Annotated in this window: 11 protein-coding genes; 1 reads left to right on the top strand and 10 read right to left on the bottom strand. The window is 60.0% G+C overall.

The features are described 5' to 3' along the window. Nucleotides 1-20 precede the first annotated feature (20 nt). From AC5ZFO_RS33570 to AC5ZFO_RS33525, 10 genes are all read right to left on the bottom strand, one after another. Nucleotides 21-1,310: a 4Fe-4S dicluster domain-containing protein gene (locus AC5ZFO_RS33570; protein WP_496123115.1), complete on the bottom strand. Its 1,290-nt coding sequence runs from the start codon at nucleotides 1,308-1,310 to the stop codon at nucleotides 21-23. A gap of 223 nt (nucleotides 1,311-1,533) precedes the next feature. Beyond that, entirely contained in the window at nucleotides 1,534-2,295 is a 762-nt protein-coding gene (locus AC5ZFO_RS33565; protein ID WP_496123050.1) for an SDR family oxidoreductase, read from the bottom strand. A 154-nt stretch (nucleotides 2,296-2,449) separates the two neighbouring features. Continuing rightward, a complete protein-coding gene (locus AC5ZFO_RS33560; protein ID WP_496123049.1) occupies nucleotides 2,450-3,103 on the bottom strand; it encodes a GntR family transcriptional regulator in 654 nt (217 codons plus the stop codon). A gap of 326 nt (nucleotides 3,104-3,429) precedes the next feature. Beyond that, complete coding sequence (locus AC5ZFO_RS33555) at nucleotides 3,430-4,341, bottom strand: phytanoyl-CoA dioxygenase family protein (RefSeq protein ID WP_496123048.1); 912 nt, start codon at nucleotides 4,339-4,341, stop codon at nucleotides 3,430-3,432. 90 nt (nucleotides 4,342-4,431) lie between these two features. Further along, complete coding sequence (locus AC5ZFO_RS33550; protein WP_496123047.1) at nucleotides 4,432-5,742, bottom strand: MFS transporter; 1,311 nt, start codon at nucleotides 5,740-5,742, stop codon at nucleotides 4,432-4,434. Between the two features lie 202 nt (nucleotides 5,743-5,944). Further along, the gene (locus AC5ZFO_RS33545; protein WP_496123046.1) at nucleotides 5,945-6,823 is read right to left on the bottom strand and encodes a dihydrodipicolinate synthase family protein; all 879 of its coding nucleotides are present in this window, start codon (nucleotides 6,821-6,823) and stop codon (nucleotides 5,945-5,947) included. Nucleotides 6,824-6,836: 13 nt separating this feature from the next. Continuing rightward, nucleotides 6,837-8,063, bottom strand: coding sequence for an NAD(P)/FAD-dependent oxidoreductase (locus AC5ZFO_RS33540; protein WP_496123045.1), 1,227 nt, complete (start codon nucleotides 8,061-8,063; stop codon nucleotides 6,837-6,839). A gap of 48 nt (nucleotides 8,064-8,111) precedes the next feature. After that, a complete protein-coding gene (locus AC5ZFO_RS33535; protein WP_496123044.1) occupies nucleotides 8,112-8,435 on the bottom strand; it encodes a 2Fe-2S iron-sulfur cluster-binding protein in 324 nt (107 codons plus the stop codon). 432 nt (nucleotides 8,436-8,867) lie between these two features. Next, the gene (locus AC5ZFO_RS33530; RefSeq protein WP_496123114.1) at nucleotides 8,868-9,092 is read right to left on the bottom strand and encodes a hypothetical protein; all 225 of its coding nucleotides are present in this window, start codon (nucleotides 9,090-9,092) and stop codon (nucleotides 8,868-8,870) included. Between the two features lie 249 nt (nucleotides 9,093-9,341). Next, nucleotides 9,342-11,519, bottom strand: a complete 2,178-nt coding sequence (locus AC5ZFO_RS33525) for a carbohydrate porin (RefSeq protein WP_496123043.1) — start codon at nucleotides 11,517-11,519, stop codon at nucleotides 9,342-9,344. A 1,098-nt stretch (nucleotides 11,520-12,617) separates the two neighbouring features. Here AC5ZFO_RS33525 and AC5ZFO_RS33520 point away from each other — a divergent pair. Then, the gene (locus tag AC5ZFO_RS33520) at nucleotides 12,618-14,480 is read left to right on the top strand and encodes a reverse transcriptase domain-containing protein (protein ID WP_496123042.1); all 1,863 of its coding nucleotides are present in this window, start codon (nucleotides 12,618-12,620) and stop codon (nucleotides 14,478-14,480) included. The last annotated feature ends 191 nt before the right edge of the window (nucleotides 14,481-14,671 follow it).

Raw genomic sequence — 14,671 nt, 5'->3', positions numbered from 1 at the left:
ACGCTATGGGTTTCGGCAGGTCAGGACACGGGGTACTCCATGATATCGCCCTGCACCGGTTTACCCGCCTTCTGGTCCGCCAGCAGGAGATCGCGCGCCTCGTCCGGATCTATGCCGTGCTGCGCGATCAGGTCGCGGCATTCCGCAATCATCTGATCGACGTCGTCCATCATCTTGAGCCGCTTATAGATGTCCTCGGCATAAAGCCCCATGCTTTGGCCGATGATCTCCATGACGTTGATGATCTCGAATGAAACGTCCTTCTCAAAATGGCAGAGCTCGCGATGGCAGGCATGGAAGACCGTCGCCAACGTGGTTACGCCGACATCGGCCGCAGCGCGAAATTCCTTTTCGCGCAGTTCCTCCTTGAAGCGGGGCGTCACGGTCAAATAGTTGCTCATCAGCCCGACCCGCGGCACGTCGAGCTCGACAATGCGGATCCCTGGAATCGCCGAGAGGATATTCTTGACGGCGCGGGTGACAGCGGGCAAGCCCGGCCGCTCGTTGATGGCGACGACCTTGTCCACCCGGTGTGTGAACAGGGGTTTGAGCTTATCGAGCCTGCTTTCGAGAAAGACAAAATACGGTGTCAGCTCAAACGAACTGTCCCCCGTCATGCGCCGGTGGCTCGGAATGATAATCTCGTCGAATTGAGACTGGCAGCTCGCACACCAGGACAATTTCGACTGAGCGGCGATACGTTCGATCTGTTCCAGCGTGCCGAGGCCAGCGCGCCCCGACGTCTCGCCATCGCCGGACCGGAACTGGTTGATGCCGCAGCACGCCGAGGGGCCGCCGATCACCTCATAGGTCGCGCCGATCTGTTGCAGCACTTCCAGACAGAGCACGAGGATATGCGGCGTCTTGTGGATGTTGCAGCCCGTATAGAGGGCGACGTCGGGTCTGGCGATCCGGTCCTTCTTGCCGACAGGCTGCAAACGGTTGATTTCCGCTTCCGGCAATTGAAGGCGGGAGACGACGCGCACGGTCTTGGCCATTGAGCGAAACGACTTCATGGCATTGATCTTGACCGCATCGCCATCGCGCTTGCGGATATGACTATAATTGGCGAGCCGCACCAGCATGCGAGGATCGACGTTATATTCGCAGGCGTCTGCGCAGAGGCCGCTGCTCGAGCAAGATGCGGCCCAGCGCCTTGCCTCATCGGTGCCATCACCGCCGCGCAGCAGGCTGACCATGCCGTTCAGCACGTCCTCTGGATTGGCCTTATCGATTCCAATAGCCTCGGTCATGGGACAGGCCTGGAAGCATTTGCCGCAGGTCGTGCATGCGGCAGCGATATCTTCCATCTCGGCGTCGAGCGCCTCCAGAAAATTCATGATCAGGTCCTTAGCTAACGTGTCTTGAGCGCTTGCCACCGACGCGCGCTCACTCTCTGGTCGTCACTCGTCGCACCTCGACCTATTTTGTCGGCGCGATGTTGAGGCTGTTGAGGTCCTCAGGAACTCGGACCCGTACATTTTAGTTGCCGTCGCCCTCATGCCGCGCTCTGAATGACCGCCTGTCCCCCGCTCAGCGCGCTGTCCAACCGCCATCCGCGAACAGCGTTGAGCCGGTGCAGAAGGACGACTCATCGCTGGCGAGAAAGAGCATCGCGCTCGCGATCTCTTCGGGCTTGCCGAGCCGGTTGAAGAGCTGGCGCTCCTCGAGATGGCGGCGCAGCCCGGCAGCGTCAGGGCTCTCGGAGAACAGCTTGTCGTAGTAGGGAGACTCAACGGTGCCGGCTCCGACGCAGTTGATGCGGACCTTCTCGTCTGCATGATCCATCGCCATCGCGCGAGTTAAAGCCGCAACGGCGCCTTTCGACGCCACATAGGCGGCGCGGTTATAGATGCCAACGACAGACGCTGCCGAGGCGGTATTGATAATGGAACCGCCGCCCTGCTCGGCCATGATAGGGATCACGGCCTTGCAGCCGAAGAAAACTCCGTTGACGTTGGTGGACATCAACGCGTTCCAGTCGGCCTCTTCGGTGTTGACAACAGTGCCCGCGATGCCATATCCGGCATTGTTGACTAGGACATCGATGCGGCCCCATTTCTGGTGAGCGCCGGCCACCATGGCGCTGACTTGCGAGAAGTTTCCGACATCGGTCTTCGTCGCGTAGGCTTTTCCGCCTGCTGCTGCGATCTCGTCGGCGACCGCATTTGCGCGTTCAGCGTCGCGATCTACGACGCAGACTGCGGCGCCTTCGCGGGCAAATAACAGGGCTGTGGCGCGGCCAATTCCAGAGCCGGCCCCGGTGATGATCGCGGTCTTATCCGTCAAGCGCATGGCGTGGTCCTCAAGTCAAAGTTCGTCGGCCGGCGCGACGGGTTTGCCGGCGATGGGTGTGGGGAAACTGATAAAAGGGGCAGCCGCCGGCCACGCGTCATCGCCGCGGCAGGTTGGCCCGTCAGATCGGCAGGATGTGACGGGGATGGTCCGCTTAGCGCGACAGTAACGCGCGTTCCGTTGTCAGAACGTGGTTGCGCAGCGCGGCCTTGAGATCCTTGGCGCTGCGGTTTTCGAGCGCTGTGACGATCGCCACGTGCTCTTTGTGCCGCGTATCGACTTCCTTCAGATTGACGCCGCGCTCCATCAAATAGGCCATGACCTGCATCTGAATCTGAAGCTGCGCGTAGAAGCGTGACAGGAACGAATTCTGCGCGAGCGACACGATCAGCGAGTGAAATTCTGTATTCACGCGCACGAATTCTAAGGTCGAGCCGGGCCGGCCCAGCTTCGTCAGGCACTTCTTGAGGTGTCGGATGTCCTTGTCCGTGACATTCTGCACCGCAGTTTCGGCCGCGAACTCCTCCAGCGTGCGACGCAGCGCGAGCAATTGCCCGGCTTGATCGCGGTCGATCTTGTTGACGATTGTGCCGCTGCGACCCGTGACAGATAGAAGGCCCTCGTTCTGCAGCCGCGTGATCGCTTCCTTCACCGGCGTCCGGCCAAGCTGCAAACGTTCGGCAAGCAGATAGACCGAGGTTCTCTCGCCCGGACGGAGCTCGCTGTTCAGCAGGAGATCGACGATTCCGGTATACGCCGCTTCCGCCGCCGTCGCGCTCTTCTCGGGGGCAGCTACCGCGTCCAACATGCGAGGGAGATCCAATCCGAACTGAAACCAGGAGAGATGCAGCCCTGAGATGCTCCGTCGCCTCCTTTTGGTCCTTGCTCGCAGCATAACCGAAGGCATCACCAACGGGAAGCGGCCATGCTCCGCACGACCGCCCCATCCACAGTGACATCCAAGGACTGAGCATATTCTGCGTCAGTGCCGGCTGTTGTCCTGTTGATCGTGCAATCGTCATCAAGCGTTATTCCAATCGGCCGGGACACTTCTCAAAAGCGCCTAAGGCCATGATTTGACATGTCAATTTGCAATGTCAGGCGCTCTGGATCAATCCCGCCGCTCGTCGTTGCCTAAAGCTGAACGCGCTCGAACCGGCTCGCGAGCTTGGCGTTAGCCGCGACCAGGTCAGGATTCGGCGCGATCGGCCCTCTCATTCTCGTCTGGATTTCCTCGGCCTTTAATTCCGGGAAGACTTGCGGGAACACTGGGCCGCCGATTGGATCACCGGGTGACAGGCCGTGGGACCAGGGCACCTGCAGCTCCGAGCCAGTCGGCGTGTAGCGTACATCTTCGCCGCACCAGCGCGTGGCGATGGCTCGGCGATTGAGCTCGCCAGCCGGCCTGCCGCGCGAGCTATGCAGGGTCCGCGCATGGAACAGCACTGCGTCGCCCGGCTGCATGTCCCAACTCTTGATCTCAAAGTTTTCGCGGTTGGCGTCGAAATCCGGGGTCGCGGCGAGCGGGGCGACAGACTTGACAATTCCGCCCACACCAAGTGGCCGATATTTCTGCGGCCAAAGGTGGGATCCGACAACGAATTCGAGCGCCGATTCGTCTGTCTTGACCGGATCAACCGAGGTCCACAAGGACGCGACCTGGTTGCCGGAGATCGGAAAGAACGTAAAATCGTGATGCCAAGGCGTCCGCTCCGAATTGTGGGCGGGCTTAACGAAGATCTGGTCGCAGAACAGATTGACGCGCGGGGATCGGAGAGCCTGCGCGGCGAGCGCCCCGCTTGGTCCCTGAAGGACGAAATCCCGTACCCGGTCGTTGCTGTGCCACGTATAGGCGTCGGATCGAAAGCGCCTCTCCTCTTTCGAGTTGAGGCCGAGACGTAAGCCGCCCAGTTCGTCGAGTGCATCCCGCAGGATCGAGACCCACTCTTGCGAATAGAGACCGCGCACGATGATCGCGCCATCTCGCCAGAACGTATCGACTTCCGTATCCGTCAGCTTCCTAGGTGCCGCACTGGCGCTTACCATAACCACTCCTATTCCCGCCCGTGAACACGGACGAATGATGTCTCGCTTCCCGCTTGACGCTCGCGGGCGAATGCCTGCCCGCGAGAGTCACTATCGCTTCGCTCCCTCAACAGCAGCCTTCATTGCCCAGGTGCTGAGCAATGAGATCGCAGCAACCACTGCAAGATACACCCCAACGGAGGTGATTGAACCCGAGGTCGCAAGCAGCCATGTCGCAGCGATCGGCGCGATGCCGCCGCCGATCGCGCCGCCAATATTGGCGCAGAGCGAGAGCCCGGTGTAGCGCACCTCGACCGGGAACAATTCGGCGAAGAGTGAGGCTTCGGGTGCGTACATGATCGGATAGAGCACGCCGAGCGCAAACACGATGCACATCACGACCAGCGTGAGGCTTCCCGATCCGATCATCATGAACATCGGGATGGCCGATACGAGCAGCATGGCCGTTCCGATGTTGAAGACCATGCGCTTTCCGTAGCGGTCGCTGAGCAAGCCGCAAACCGGCATGAGCACCAACATCGAGACCGCGCCGACCGTCGTGGCGTTGAGGATATCGACTTTGGCAAATCCAAGAGTCTTGGTGGCAAAGGACAGCACGAAGACGGCAAACAGCCAGAACAGCGTAATTTCCCCGAGCTTTGCGCCGATTCCGAGGAGCACCGGGACGCTGTGGTTCTTGAGAACCTGCACAATCGGAATCTCCACGATTCCGCCGCTCTCCCCCAGCTTCTGGAAGCTCGGCGATTCCGCGACGTTCCTGCGGATGAAAAAGCCGAGAATGACCAGCACGGCGCTTGCGACGAACGGAAGCCGCCATCCCCAGGTCGAGAAGTCCTCTGCTGAAAGCAGGCCGGTCAAGGAGAACGCGACGCTGGCTAAGACGAGGGCTGCGGGACACCCCATTTGCGGCAGGCTGCCGAACAATCCGCGCTTGCGTGCCGGCGCATGCTCGACCGCCATCAGCACGGCACCGCCCCACTCGCCTCCGAGCGCAATGCCCTGGCACACGCGAATGAGCAGAAGCAGGATGGGCGCTGCGATTCCGATCTGATTGTAGGTCGGCAGAAGACCGATCAGCGCCGTCGGAATTCCCATTAGCAGCAAGCCTGCGATCAGCATTTTCTTTCGGCCGATGCGGTCACCATAGTGACCGAACAGGATTGCGCCGATTGGCCGCGCGAACAGGCCGACGGCCACCGTACTGAACGCGAGGAGCGTTCCGACCACGGGATCGAATGACGGAAAATACGCGTTGCTGAATACCAGCGCGCTTGCCGTACCGAAGATGAAAAAGTCGTACCACTCGATCGTGGTCCCGATCATCGTGGAAAATGCGACCAAGGTCGTTGAGGAAGCCGACCTGCTTGGCTGCACCTCGTCTGTGACGGCAATATAGTTCATGCAATCCCTCCTCTGTAACCGATCCGTTCGGTCACGTCTGTAAAAGTCGGCTCAAGCAGACGGCGACTTCAAATGCGCCTCACGATGATTGATCGTGCGGAATAAAGCCGCCCAAGTGAACAATCTGACATGTCACTTTGACGTGCTAATTTTAACCTGTCCGACCGTTTTCTATGCAGTCCTGCCTTGGAGCCCCCTCCGATCACTCTGCGAAGGACCCGACGAGGCGCTCGACGATCCCGCGCTGTTCAGGGTTCAGAGGCGCCTGCGGCGCAACGGGATCTCCGACTGCGTAGCCCTGAATTGAAAGAGCTGCCTTGATGCATGCAGCCAGGTTCATTCCGTTGAACGCTTCGTTGAAGGTCCATAGCTTCTGTTGAAGCGTCATGGCGGATTTCCAAACGCCCGCCTCGCAGAGCTCGTACAGCGCCACGCTTAGTCGCGGAACGACACATGCAGGTCCGGCCATCCATCCAGCGCCGCCCATGAGCAGGACGGCTGCCGGGACATGGGACGAGGCGGAGAAGACTTGCAGGTCGCCTCCGCAGCGATTCATGATCGAGAACAGCCGGCCCGTGTTCGTTGAGGCGTCCTTGATGTATTGAATCCTGGGATGCTTTGCGATTGTCGCAATGACATCGAGGCTGAGATCGATGCGCTGGAAGTTCGGATTGGTATAGACCACCACCGGCACCTCGACGGCGTCAGCTATGGCCAGGAAATAGGACTCGATCTGGGTGTCGTTGAGCGGGAAGTAGCCATCGATGACAGCAATGAGACCGTCGACGCCCATGCCCTGATATCGTATCGCCTGGTCGACGGCGCCGGCGGTCGTGGTCGATGAAACTCCGGCAATGACGGGCACGCGTCGGTCCGCGGCCTCGATCGTCGCGCGAACGACATCATCTTTTTGCCGCGCGCTGAGATAGGCGAACTCTCCGGTGGACCCCAGCGCTGCCAGGCCGTGGACACCCTTCGCGATCAGGTCGTTACAGAGCCGCCCAAGGACGTCTGTCCGGATGCCGCCTTCCCGGCTGACCGGAGAAACGATGTAGGGAAAGACCCCACGAAATGTCCGCATTGATCGCTCCCGTTCAGGATGGCTGCAGATGCTGCGCGAGCAGCGACTTCAGGTCGAGGCTTACATCGACCATTTGCGCTGGATCAACATTCAAGCCAGCGGAGAGAAGCCGGCGCGCAACGACGTGGTCGGCGGCGCGGTTCACCGACTCCACGCCGACCAATCGTCCGGCCTGAAAACAGAACACGGAGAAGCCGCGCTCGTCCGGCGTCCCACGGACCACGGCGGTATCGTGGCCATCAATCAGCCCTGCGATCTGCAGGCGATCCCCGCCCTGCTCGCTCCAGAACCAGGGAAGGCTGGTGTATGGGGTTGCGCTGCCTGCGATGCGAAGCGCGACGCATTTGGCCTGATCGGCCGCGTTTTGCACGCACTCCAGGCGAATATGCGAGGTGGCGTAAAGCGACGGAAAAACCGCGCAGTCGCCAATGGCCGAGATGGAAGGGTCTGACGTCTGCAGATATTGGTCGACTACGATTCCGTTGTTCACCGTCAGGCCTGCTTCGGACGCCAATCGTTGATCAGCGAGCGAACCGATTCCGACAACTACAGCATCGGCTTCAATTTGCCGGCCATCATTCAGCATGACGCCCGCGATCGCGCCATTGCGCCTGGCGATCGCTGCTACGGTCGCACTCAGATAGAACCGAACTCCGCTTCTGCGATGCTGCGCTTCGAACCAGGCGGAGACCATCCGCGTTGCCGTGCGGGACATCAACCGGTCTGCCGCATCGACGACGTTGACCTCGATGCCCATCGGGGCCGCCGCTGCGGCAAATTCCAGACCGATAAAGCCGCCCCCGACAACAACCACCTTCTTGAAGGCCGGCATACGCCTGCGCAGCTCTTCGGCGTCCCGAAGTGTCTTGATGTAAATCATATCTGGCCCCCCACCCGGGATTTCGAGGCGGCGATTGACCGTCCCCGTAGCGATGACCAGATTGTCGAAACTCAGCGCGTTATCGCTCGCCGTAATGACCCTCCGCCGAACCCGGTCGATCTCGACGACCTCCTGGGCGACCAGGTTGATTTTGTTATCGGAGAAGAAGTCAGCGTTGCGAAAGTGCAACGCGTCGTGCCGGCCTGTCTTGAGGAAATCTTTCGACAAGGGAGGACGTTGATAGGGTAGACCGGCCTCTCCATTCAGCAGGCTGATGTCACCTCGGAAATCGGCAAGGCGCAACGAGGCGGCGAGTTGAAAGCCCGCATGGCCGGCGCCTATGATGACGATCTTTTCCATTGCCGAATACTCTGGTCTAGGCGCTTCCAATGAATTTGATCTCGCGTTCTAGTACTGCGACGCTGGGACGCTGATTTCGATCCCATCGACGTCGCTGCTGATCAGGATCTGGCAGCTGAGGCGACTGCCTTGCTTGCGATCCGCGGCGACAAGACTGAGCATTTCCTGTTCGGCTTCGGATGGCGGCGGCAATTTGCCGAGATAGTCCTCACCGACATAGACGTGGCATGTGCCGCAGGACAGCGATCCCCCGCACTCGGCTTCAATGCCGTTCACTGAATTGAGACGAGCGGCCATCATCGCGGATGCGCCCTCGGAGGCCTCGCATTTTCGGCGTTGGCCGTCGGCCAATGTGAACCAGACTGTCGGCAATACTAGGCTCCCTGATCATTCGAAGACACTCGACGGCGCTTGTTTGGTCTTGGCTAACGGTTTCGAAACGGCCCGCCGCTGCGATGCAAAGAGAGAGTTGGCGGTTGGCCAACATTGTTTTCTAGCGGAGACAATCGGGTCCTACGTCGTATCAGCAGATCGGTTTCTAACATGTTAAACTGCCATGTCAAGCTTCAAGACCTTACACCCGCGCGAGTGCTGACTAGCCGGTGGTTGGGCTACGGCTCGGCTTCTGATGCAAGGGCTGGCCGTTCGTCTTGCCGGCGGAGGCAGCCGTCGCGAGGCGTACAATCATGCGTATAAGGCCGGGTGACCGGACCGAAAGCGCCTCCAATCGGGGGAAGGACGATGCCGCAAGTGCAGTATTCGAAGAGAGATCCTTCAACGGAGAGGCTCTGCTGATGCAGGCCGTCACCATCCAGAGGAGAATTGAATCACTGCCGATCTTGTCGGGGTCGGGTAGAGCTCGTTGCAGATGACGCCGGTGAGCCAGCGGTCCAGCGGTTGCCAGGCGACGTGAAGCGACGACACATTCGCCGGGGTGATCTGGCCAGCGGACGGATAGCGGGATCCGCCCGCGTCACCGCCATAGTCAGGCCAGCCATGGCCGGTGTTCTCCGTCGCGGGTCGGACAATTTCGGCCTTGCCCGAGATCGTTAGGGGTCGTTCGCGCCATTGAAGACGACCCAGATGGCCGATCCTCCGAAAATGCTCACAATCACGAACAGACCGATCGGCGCAACGATCTAGGCAAGCAAATTGCGTTGCATATTTGACTTTCCCGATTACTGCACTTGAATCGTGCTGCGTCTTGGCTGTTGTGACGTGCTCCCATCACGCCGGCGCGTGCTAGGCGGATCAACGTTTAGATGCAGGGGCCCGCGCCTAAAAATGCCAAATGTAACGAGTGGCAAAGAGGTTCACGGGTCCACGATCTGTGTTGTAAGCGGGGTTTTGGATGAACTGGTAATCAAAGGAGAGATTCGAAGCCTCGGATAGAGTCATGCTGTAGTAGGTTTCAAAGATGTGCTCGGTGCTGGGGTGCGGCAACTGACCGTCAGCGAGCAACGTCCCCTGACCTCCAGCATTCAAAAATGCCTGGTGGCCTTTGGAAATGCCATTGACAGCCGCTGCAATCCCAATTGTGTCGTAAGGCCTCCCCCACAGGTTGCCTGAGATCGACAGGCCCGCCATCACGGTACGGTCGACATCCGACGTATCAAATTGCTCGTATCGGCCATTCATCCAGCCAACTTGGGCGAAAAAGCCCAGGTTCGGATTGATCTGCTGTTCAAGGTTCACGACGAAGCCTGGCTTGGTTCGGTACTGGCGCACAGCATCGAGCACAGGCGGCATCCCGTTCGTGACACCCCATGCGATCGCATCAGAATAGGCGGCCATGTTGCCTCGATCCAGATAGGCGAGAAACTTGAGCTTACCTGGCTGACCCCACAGCTCATGCCTTTCCTCAACCTCAGCCACGAGGTTGAACTGGTTAAACGTGGGATCCAGACCGTACCCCAGGAAGCCGAGCCCGCCTTGCGGTGTCTGCGAGAGGTCGAATGCACCCACCCGGAATGTAAAGCGGTCTACGTACCATTCGGCAGCGGCACCGTAGCTGGGTGTCCACGCATCGCCTCCAAAATCGTAGGGGAGAGCGATGAGGAACGACCAGTTGAGAAATCCGGATTTGAGCGGAAGATATTTGTTCGTATCGAAGATTTCGGGAGCCGAGAATCTGCCAACGGTCAGCACTAGGCGGTCCGAGCTCTGCGTGCCGGCAAAGTTCATAAAGCCCTCCGGCACATTCTCACTCACGCCACCAAGATTGATCGTCTGCCGCAGGAAGAAGTGCTGCACCCTGGCATAGGGCTGCGCCTGGCCTAGCTTGAAAGCGCCGACGCTTGGGTAGCCGGCGACGCCGAGCGTGTTGCCAACACCGAAGCCCTGATCGATCTCGGGGTTGAACCAAAGTTCGGCGCCCTGCCACAGCTTGAGGCCCATATACAGCCCAGCCTCAGTGGTCTCGCGACCCTGCCCACCGCCGGGAAGGCTTCGCGGGCCTTCATACGGTGATCGGAACGCGGGATAGCCTTGCCAGATGCCGGTGAACTCCCCGTGAATGTTGATGCGATCAGGGTCCAAACCTGCGAACTGCTTTGGTGCGTTCTTTTCCGCTAGTACCCTGGCCTCGCTGAACTGATAGTTCAGTCCGAGGCGCACCATTTGCTCGGAAAGACTGGAGATGAACTGCTGACCTGTGGACGGGAACGATGTGTTGCTATTGCCGTAGCTGGCGTAGAGATATTCGGCCCGTGCAGTCCAGTTTGGGATCAGCGGAGCTTCAATCCCGACCCCCGCCACCCAACCTAACCGCGATGCAAAGTGGGAGTCGGTTGCCAGTTGAGTGAGCGAGAATTGCTCCGTGGTCCACGCAAGGCCTCCGGTCGCGTAAAACAGCCAGTCTCCTGGCGCGTAGCCAATACGGCCGCGTACGCTGCCGGAAACATAGATGTTGTCGGTATAGAATGCCTGGCTGTTTGTCGCGAGAGCGGCGCCCCCGATCGACAGGCCAGTCCCAGGATACGGGAATGCCGAGAAACTGACGTCGGCTTCGGCGCCGACAACGATGCGGTTCGGCAGCATGTAGACCGTAAAGCGCTTGAGAAACGCGACGGCACCCGGCTCTTCACCGGCCTCCGCGGCTCGCCGACGTTCGTAGTCCGGGGTGAAGCGATCGGCATAGACGACGGTTGTTCCGCGTTCGCCCTTCCTGACATGGCCACCAACTCCGAGTGCCTGGCGGAAAGTAAGCCAGCTCTGTCCGGCAAAGCCGTGCTCGATGACGGCTCCCCACAGGATCAGCACGTTGATCCCGGAATATTTGCGCTGCGTCGACGCGTTGCGCGGCATGGCGAGCGGTGCCTTGATTGCCGCCGTTCCCCAGGGCTGCACCCACGGGACACGGCCGGCCTCCAGCTCGGCGATGATCTTGTCGGTGATTTCGGTGTAAAGGCTGGCGCGGTCATTGCCGGCACGAACTCGGGTGGTATGTCCAGACATCGCGGTTCTCCGCGACGGGCGACGCGAGCCTCTCTCGCAGCCTGTAACCCGTCACGGCAGCACCCGGCCGGCACTCTTACTCTCAGCCTTTTTCGCGAGGATACGTCGGCGTGTGACTTAGGAGAGCCCGGTTTGGCTCCTCGCCGCGCGCACACAACGAGAATGCAAAATCTGCGAGGCGGCCCGCCTTCCGTCCCATTTCTTCGTAGGACTTGGCTTTGAGTGCCTAGGGCCGAAGGCCCCGATCAGGCGTGCGCCAATTGCGCATCGCCGCAACGGAAAATGGCACCCGCAGGAGCGTGAGCATAGCGACGCCGAAGGCGGCACGCGGGACCGAGTGCAGCGACGAGACCGGTTAACGGCGGCACCCGGGACAGGGGCAGTGATAGCGATCGCCGAAGGCGAGCCCCTTTCCCGAGTGCCCCCGGCGAGGAGCTCCGCAGCGTTTGCGCGAGGGATCGAAGCCGGATGGCGTGCGCCGTTGTGGCGTGAAGAAGAAGGGAGGGTTCGAAAGAACGGAGCCTGCTGGTTGGGCTCTTACTTACCCGGCTTACCGGTGTCGGAAACGACTGAGACCTCGAAAGAGGAACGGGACCAGAGCATGCCGGGAAACGTCTCGAAATCGGGCGCCGCAGCCCGGTGGAGAGCACAAAGTAAGGTGTGCATGGTGAAAGCTGTATTGCCTGAATCCCAGTATCCAGTCGCCAAAGGGCTGGCAGTAGCGAACGCGGCTGACACGCTGCGCCACGCGGGGCGGATCGCACCGGCCAGTGCGATTTGCCACCAGTCCGCGTGGGACGACCTCCGTCGGAGGGTCAAGGAAGCGAATGGGACACCTAAACACACCGTAACTCCCCACACACGCAACTACGGGATCGCCTGCAGCAGGCTCTTTCGAGGACCTGTATGGCGACGGAGCCGTCATAGTACCCAAATGCCCGGCGCAATGGCCGGGACAGCCACCGTGAGGTGGACGATCATGCGTATAAGGCCGGGCGACCGGACCGAAAGCGCCTCCGATCGGGGGAAGGACGATGCCGCGAATAACGGCATGTGCAGTATGCGTAGAAGAGATTCTTCGACGGAGAGGCTCTGCTGATGCAGGCCGTTACCATCCAGAGAAGAATTGAATCACTGCCGACTTTGTCGCGGTCGGGTAAGCGCGTAAATGGCCTTCACCGCTTGATGAGATGTCCGCATCTCTTCGAGTGGGCCTACGAAAAGGTCTCCCGCAACAAGGGAGCCCTGACGCCCGGTGTAGATGGCAAGACCTTCGACGGCATGTCGCTGGAGAAGCTCGCCGACATCGCCAGGCGCGTGGCAGATGGCACTTATCGCTTCCGGCCGGTCCGGCGGGTTTATATCCCGAAGGACAACGGCAAAACACGACCGCTGGGTATCCCCACGGTGGAAGACCGGCTCGTTCAGGAGGCGGTCAGGATTCTACTCGAAGCGATCTATGAGCCTGTGTTCCTCAATGAATCACATGGGTTCCGCCCGGGGCGATCCTGTCATACCGCACTCAAGCTCATCAAGAAGAGTTGGACGGGCTGCAAGTGGCTGGTCGAAGTGGATGTGCGTGGGTTCTTCGACAACATCGACCATGACATCCTGCTTGGGCTTCTAAGGAAGCGGATCGATGACGATAGGTTCATTGGTCTGATCGAAGGAATGCTCAAAGCGGGCTACATGGAAGATTGGGTCTACGGACGCACTTACAGTGGCACGCCACAGGGCGGCGTTGTCTCGCCCTTGCTCGCCAACATTTATCTGCACGAGCTGGACCAGCACATGCAGATGATGAAGGCGGACTTCGACAAAGGCCGTGAGCGACGTCCATTCCCACGCTACGTGGCGTTGGAACGGCGCGTCCTCAGTCTCCGCCGGAAGATTGAACGGCTCCGTGCCGAAGGCACGGATCGGGCCGAGATCGATGCTGCATTTGCGGAGATCAAAGCCATCAATAAGGAGCGACGGAAAGTGCCTTCCGTCGATCCGATGGACCCCAACTTCAAAAGGCTCCGCTACTGCCGCTATGCCGACGACTTCCTCATCGGCGTGATCGGGAGCAAGCGGGAAGCGTGTGAGGTCATGGCCTGCGTCGAACGATTCCTGACGGAGACCTTGAAGCTCGCCGTGTCGCCCGAGAAAAGTGGGGTTCACGCCGCTTCAAAGGGAGTGACCTTCTTGAGCTATCGCATCTCGACATACACATCCTACGGGGCTGGACGAAAATCCAGCCGCAAGGGGCCGGCTGGACGGACATGGCGCGTGATGCGTCGGCCGACCACCGGCAATGTCAGCCTGCGGGTGCCGCGCAAGGAAGTCACCAAGTTCTGCAAGCAACACGGCTATGGCGATCTCGCCAAGAAGACCGGCAGTCCGCGCGAGCAGTTCCTGGTAACCAGCGATGTTGCAACCGTCCTCGCCTATAACTCAGAGTTCCGTGGGTTTGCGAACTACCACTGGTTTGCCGACGACATCAAGAGCGCCTTGGGATTGCTGGAGCTTGTCGTGTTCCGCAGTCTTGTGAAGACGCTGGCGATGCGACATCGGACGACGAGAGCAAGAACCATGGCGCGTCTGTGGAAAGGCACGGACTACGAGGTTAGCTCCGTGGTCCGTGGTAAGCTTCGCAGCATCAAGCTGTGGAGACTGAAGCATCTCACCCGAGCCTACTGGACAAGTCCGACTATCGACAACGTCACGGCAGGTGCGTGGTGGGTCAAACGCCCAAATGATCTGGTCGATCGACTTAACGCTCGCAAATGCGAAGCGTGCAGCGATGCGACGGGACCATTCGAGATGCATCATCTCCGCCGCCTAGGTGACCTGCGAAGCGGATCGCTGACGGTCTGGAAACGGTCCGGTTGGCGGCGCAAGACCATTGTCCTGTGCCCGCCATGCCGTGCAGCCGTCTCCGGTCGAGAGCATGCGCGTACGGAAAGCCGTGTGCATTGAAAAGTGCCCGCACGGTTTGGGGGGAGGCGTAGGGATATCCTCTTCGAGGTGTCCCGCGCCTACCCTACCGAGACGCGAAGCGGCTCGGTTCATATGTGGACGTATATGGCCCCCGCCCGATTGCAACGGCCGGCTTGATCAGGATCGACGGTCACAACTGCAGACGTATATCCGGCTTCTTGATGCGGCTG

Source organism: Bradyrhizobium sp. Unk1 (genome assembly GCF_059512345.1).
Note: the sequence above shows the minus strand (reverse complement) of the source record. Positions and strands in the feature narration are given on the sequence as shown.

What these genes read in the sequence shown, in the direction of transcription:
- AC5ZFO_RS33540 (WP_496123045.1), bottom strand. Translation starts at nt 8,063, where the DNA reads ATGGAAAAGATCGTCATCATAGGCGCCGGCCATGCGGGCTTTCAACTC.
- AC5ZFO_RS33525 (WP_496123043.1), bottom strand. Translation starts at nt 11,519, where the DNA reads ATGTCTGGACATACCACCCGAGTTCGTGCCGGCAATGACCGCGCCAGC.
- AC5ZFO_RS33555 (WP_496123048.1), bottom strand. Translation starts at nt 4,341, where the DNA reads ATGGTAAGCGCCAGTGCGGCACCTAGGAAGCTGACGGATACGGAAGTC.
- AC5ZFO_RS33570 (WP_496123115.1), bottom strand. Translation starts at nt 1,310, where the DNA reads ATGGAAGATATCGCTGCCGCATGCACGACCTGCGGCAAATGCTTCCAG.
- AC5ZFO_RS33520 (WP_496123042.1), top strand. Translation starts at nt 12,618, where the DNA reads ATGCAGGCCGTTACCATCCAGAGAAGAATTGAATCACTGCCGACTTTG.
- AC5ZFO_RS33560 (WP_496123049.1), bottom strand. Translation starts at nt 3,103, where the DNA reads ATGTTGGACGCGGTAGCTGCCCCCGAGAAGAGCGCGACGGCGGCGGAA.
- AC5ZFO_RS33550 (WP_496123047.1), bottom strand. Translation starts at nt 5,742, where the DNA reads ATGAACTATATTGCCGTCACAGACGAGGTGCAGCCAAGCAGGTCGGCT.
- AC5ZFO_RS33565 (WP_496123050.1), bottom strand. Translation starts at nt 2,295, where the DNA reads ATGCGCTTGACGGATAAGACCGCGATCATCACCGGGGCCGGCTCTGGA.
- AC5ZFO_RS33545 (WP_496123046.1), bottom strand. Translation starts at nt 6,823, where the DNA reads ATGCGGACATTTCGTGGGGTCTTTCCCTACATCGTTTCTCCGGTCAGC.